The 4,251-nt window shown below is 70.5% G+C and carries 4 protein-coding genes; 3 read left to right on the top strand and 1 reads right to left on the bottom strand.

Annotated features, from left to right (window positions below):
* Positions 1-161: 161 nt before the first annotated feature.
* Both sodN and ABZ070_RS35585 read left to right on the top strand, forming a co-directional pair.
* Positions 162-557: a superoxide dismutase, Ni gene (gene sodN, locus ABZ070_RS35590; RefSeq protein ID WP_100109020.1), complete on the top strand. Its 396-nt coding sequence runs from the start codon at positions 162-164 to the stop codon at positions 555-557.
* 313 nt (positions 558-870) lie between these two features.
* A complete protein-coding gene (locus ABZ070_RS35585; protein ID WP_356640146.1) occupies positions 871-2,238 on the top strand; it encodes a glycosyltransferase family 39 protein in 1,368 nt (455 codons plus the stop codon).
* 62 nt (positions 2,239-2,300) lie between these two features.
* Here ABZ070_RS35585 and ABZ070_RS35580 read toward each other — a convergent pair whose 3' ends face one another.
* Positions 2,301-3,281 carry a LysR family transcriptional regulator gene (locus tag ABZ070_RS35580; protein WP_356640144.1) on the bottom strand — a complete coding sequence of 327 codons (981 nt, stop codon included), beginning with the start codon at positions 3,279-3,281 and terminating at the stop codon, positions 2,301-2,303.
* A gap of 194 nt (positions 3,282-3,475) precedes the next feature.
* Here ABZ070_RS35580 and snpA point away from each other — a divergent pair, with 194 nt between their 5' ends.
* Entirely contained in the window at positions 3,476-4,141 is a 666-nt protein-coding gene (gene snpA / locus ABZ070_RS35575; RefSeq protein WP_356640142.1) for a snapalysin, read from the top strand.
* Positions 4,142-4,251 lie beyond the last annotated feature (110 nt).

The following is a 4,251-nucleotide window of genomic DNA, read 5'->3' as shown; positions in this document are numbered from 1 at the left end:
AAGGCCGCCTCCGCGTACGCCGGATCCCGAACCGAGTGATCAAGTTCGACGGACCATTCGACGCCGGACGTTAAACGCCAAGCAAGGGGGCACCCGCGAAAACGGGTCCCTCACGGAGTAATGTCCCACCTGAGAAGACGATCACGAGGAAGGACAGCTCCATGCTCTCCCGCCTGTTTGCCCCCAAGGTGAAGGTCAGCGCCCACTGCGACCTGCCTTGCGGTGTCTACGACCCGGCCCAGGCCCGCATCGAGGCGGAGTCGGTCAAGGCCGTCCAGGAGAAGTACCAGGCCAACGAGGACCCGCACTTCCGCGCCCGCGCCACCGTTATCAAGGAGCAGCGCGCGGAGCTCGCCAAGCACCACGTCTCTGTGCTGTGGAGCGACTACTTCAAGCCCCCGCACTTCGAGAAGTACCCCGAGCTGCACCAGCTCATCAACGACACGCTGAAGGCGCTCTCGGCGGCCAAGGGGTCCACCGACCCGGCGACCGGCCAGAAGGCCCTGGACTACATCGCGCAGATCGACAAGATCTTTTGGGAGACCAAGAAGGCCTGATCTCGCGTCAGCCTCCCGCACCCGGCCCACAGGCTCCTCATCCGGAGACCTGGGGGCCGGGTGCGGGCGTATGAGGCGGCAACTGGACGGGCAACCTCCGGTTCCGGTGCGGTGAGGGGGAGCCATCGACCTGCAGGAACAGACTCCGGCCGAAGATCCGGCCGTGACCTCGCGGCCCGGTCGGGCAGCACAGGCGCCGTCGGAAGCGAGGCCGGGAACCGCGTCGGGAACAGCCGGCCGGCTGCCGTCCGTTCTGGCACCGGCCACCCTCGCCCTGGCTCTTGGGCTGTGGGGACTGACCCGGGACGGGTCGATGTGGCGGGACGAGTCCGTCACCCACCAGGTCGCCCACCGGAGCGTCCGTGAGATATGGGTGCTGCTGGACAACGCCGATGCCGTGCACGGCCTCTACTACTTCTTCATGCACGGCCTCTTCTCGGTGTGGGACGGCGGTCTCGTCACGCTCCGGCTGCCGTCCGTGCTGGCGGTGTCCGCGGCCGCCGCTCTCGTCGGGCTGACCGCCTTCCGCCTCGCGGGGCGCCGGGCGGGAGTGCTGAGCGGACTCGTGTTCGCGGCCACTCCCGAAGTGCAGATGTACGCGCAGGAAGGGCGCTCCTACGCGATGGTCTGCGCGTCGGTCGCCCTTGCCACCTACCTGCTGGCCCGCTCCCTGACCGAGGCCTCCGGGCGCGTCGGGGTGCTCTACGGGTGCGCGGTCCTTGCCGCGGGCTGGCTGCACGTCTTCGCGGCACTTGCGCTGGCGGCGCACGGCATCACGGTCGCCCTCTCACGAAAGACACCGCGGCTCAGGCGGTCATGGCCCGTGGCCGCGGCGTGCGCGTTCGTCGGGCTGGTTCCGCTGGTCCTGTTCAGCATGGGGCAGTCCGGCCAGGTCTCGTGGATCGGCGGGCCCAAACCCAGGGAGTGGTTCGAGATCGCGGCAGTGGCCCTGGTGGCCGTCCTGTGCGCCAGGTACCTCGCCTCGGGGCATGCCGTCGTCGCGCGCCTGGCGCTGCCGCTCGCGGTCGTTCCGACGGCGGTACTGCTGCTGGCCGCGGTCCACGAGCCCATGTACGTGGACCGGTACGTCCTGTTCACCGACATCGGGTTCTCGCTGCTCGTCGGTACGACACTGAGCGGGCTCCTCACCTCGGCGTCCGCTCGCGCGCCGCTGCGGAGCCGGGCCGCCCGCTCGGCGGCCGTGGCGGCGGTGGCCGTGTCCGTGGTGCTCGCGCTCACTCCGGTGACATTGCAGATGAGGACACCCGACAGCCGGAAGGACGATGTGACGGCCATCGCGGACGCGGTGCGACAGGTCTCCGCCCCGGGCGACGGAGTCGTCTTCGCCCCCGCGCGACGCCGTGAATGGCGGCTCTCCCACCCCGACGAGTTCGCCGGACTGGTCGATCTCGCCCTGATGACGAGCCCGCAGGCCTCCGCCACGCTCCAGGGCGTGGAGCTCCCGGCGGCCGAGATCCGCAGACGCATGGGGTCCACGGACCGGATCGTGGTGCTCAGCGACCCCCCGGGCCAGCCGGAGGACGCCTTCGAGCAGGAAGCGGTCAAGCGCGAGGTGTTGCGTACCGAGTTCCACGAGTGCTCGCGGACGCAGGTGAAGGGGGCTCAGGTGACGCTCTACTCCCGCTCGAAGTCCTGTGGCGAGAGGCCACACGGGGACTGATGGCCATTCAGCAGCTCCCCGGTACGGACGCGTAGCTTGCTCGACAGCGGCGTCCTGGCGCCTCAGGCCGCCGGGACGGAGGTCTGGGTGGCCGCTCCCAGGAGCGGGCTGTTGTGGCGCAGCAGCCACTGCCGGTATGCGGCGGACCGCATCGCCGCCTCCCGGTAGGCGGCGGCCAGGTCCGCGTACACCGTCTCGTACAACTCGGTGGACGCTCCCGGTCTGCAGAACAGCAGCAGCCGTACAGCCAGGGGGTCGCCGCGCAGCGGGCGGATGGCCATGTCCTCGCGCGGGGCTGAGGTCGGCTGGCAGGGAGCGACCACTTCGCCGACCGCGATCAGGGATGCCGCGGTGTGGTAATCGCCGTGCAGCACGGGCGGGTCGATGCCGGCCGCGCCCAGCACCCGGCGCAGCCCGTCCCATTCCCCGTCGACGGTGGGGTCGACCATCCAGCGGTCACGGGCGAGATCGGAAAGGTCGACGACGGCGGCGGTCGCGGCCGGGTGGTCGCGCGCCATGGAGACGAACTGCGGCTCACGCTCGACGAGTACGCGGACGCCGAGCCCCTCCGGCACCAGCAGCGGGCAGCCCTCCACCTCGTGCACGAACGCGACGTCGAGCTGGCCTGCGGCGACCATCCGCAACAGGGCGTTGGCGGACACATCCATGTGGAGCGAGATGTCGGTACCCGGCAGCCGTTTGCGCAGTCGGCGCAGCCAGCCCGCGAGCGCCCGGCTGGCGGTCGAGCCGATGCGCAGCAACGGGCCGCCTTCGCCCGCCGCGGCCGCCCTCGCCTCCATGACGAGCGCGCCCATCTCCGCCACGAGCGGCCGGGCCCGGCTCAGCACGGAACGGCCGAGCGGTGTGGGACGGCATCCGGTCCGTTCGCGGGAGAAGAGCGCCGCGCCGAGGAAGTTCTCGATCCGGCGCAGCTGGGTCGTCAGGGACGGCTGGCTGACACCGAGCTGCCGGGCTGCTCGGTGCAGGCTGCCGGCGTCGGCTATGGCGCACAGCGCACGCAGATGCCTCACCTCGAGCTCCATGGATTCGAGCGTAAGGCTGTCCCAACTGCCACACCAGACACCGTAGTCGGGGCAGGACGGGCGGATCGGGACAGGCCGCTCCCCAGTGGGTGATGCGCTTGCGCTATCGCCTCCTGGCATCATCCGCAGCGGGGGTCGGCTCCCCGACACTCGCCCTACCGACACTCCGTTCACCGGACGAGTAGGAGCCCCCCATGCGTCACCCGAGAACCATGCTCTCCGCCGCTCTCGGCCTCGGCCTCGCCGCCGCTCTCGCCGTACCCGCGACCGCTGCCACCACGGCCAACTCCCCTACGGCCGCCGTGACATCGTCGAGCACCCCTTCGTACGCCGCGTACGAAGGCTCCGCCGAGGACGCCAAGGCGACCAAGGCCTTCTTCGACGCGGTGGTGAAGTCGGTCGCGAAGAAGCGCGCCGCGAACCCCGGCGCGCAGGCCGTGACCGTCGTCTACAACGCGAGCAACGCCCCCAGCTTCCGCAGCCAGATATCGAGCAGCACCCAGATCTGGAACAGCTCGGTCAGCAATGTCCGGCTGGTAGAGGGCTCGGGCGCCGACTTCTCCTACTACGAGGGCAACGACCCGCGCGGCTCGTACGCGAGCACCGACGGGCACGGCCGTGGCTACATCTTCCTGGACTACCGGCAGAACCAGCAGTACAACTCCACCCGCGTCACAGCCCATGAGACGGGCCACGTGCTCGGCCTGCCCGACCACTACTCGGGTCCGTGCAGCGAGCTGATGTCGGGCGGCGGTCCGGGCACGTCGTGCCAGAACGCCTACCCGAACTCGCAGGAGCGTGCCCGCGTGAACCAGCTGTGGGCCAACGGTCTCGCGGCGGCGATGGCCAAGGTCTCCTGACGGGTCGCTGCTGACCGACCGCGGCCTCCTGCCAGGAGTGGAAACACCGTGAAGGGCGCCCCGCAGTGCACTGCGGGGCGCCCGCGACCGTCGCCGCCCAGCCGCGACGG

It is taken from the genome of Streptomyces sp. NPDC006283 (genome assembly GCF_040613325.1).
Classification (GTDB): Bacteria; Actinomycetota; Actinomycetes; order Streptomycetales; family Streptomycetaceae; genus Streptomyces.
This window is presented reverse-complemented; position numbering and strand designations above follow the sequence as displayed.

Coding starts and splice junctions, on each gene's coding strand:
- sodN (WP_100109020.1), top strand. CDS start 162: ATGCTCTCCCGCCTGTTTGCCCCCAAGGTGAAGGTCAGCGCCCACTGC.
- ABZ070_RS35580 (WP_356640144.1), bottom strand. CDS start 3,281: ATGGAGCTCGAGGTGAGGCATCTGCGTGCGCTGTGCGCCATAGCCGAC.
- ABZ070_RS35585 (WP_356640146.1), top strand. CDS start 871: ATGTGGCGGGACGAGTCCGTCACCCACCAGGTCGCCCACCGGAGCGTC.
- snpA (WP_356640142.1), top strand. CDS start 3,476: ATGCGTCACCCGAGAACCATGCTCTCCGCCGCTCTCGGCCTCGGCCTC.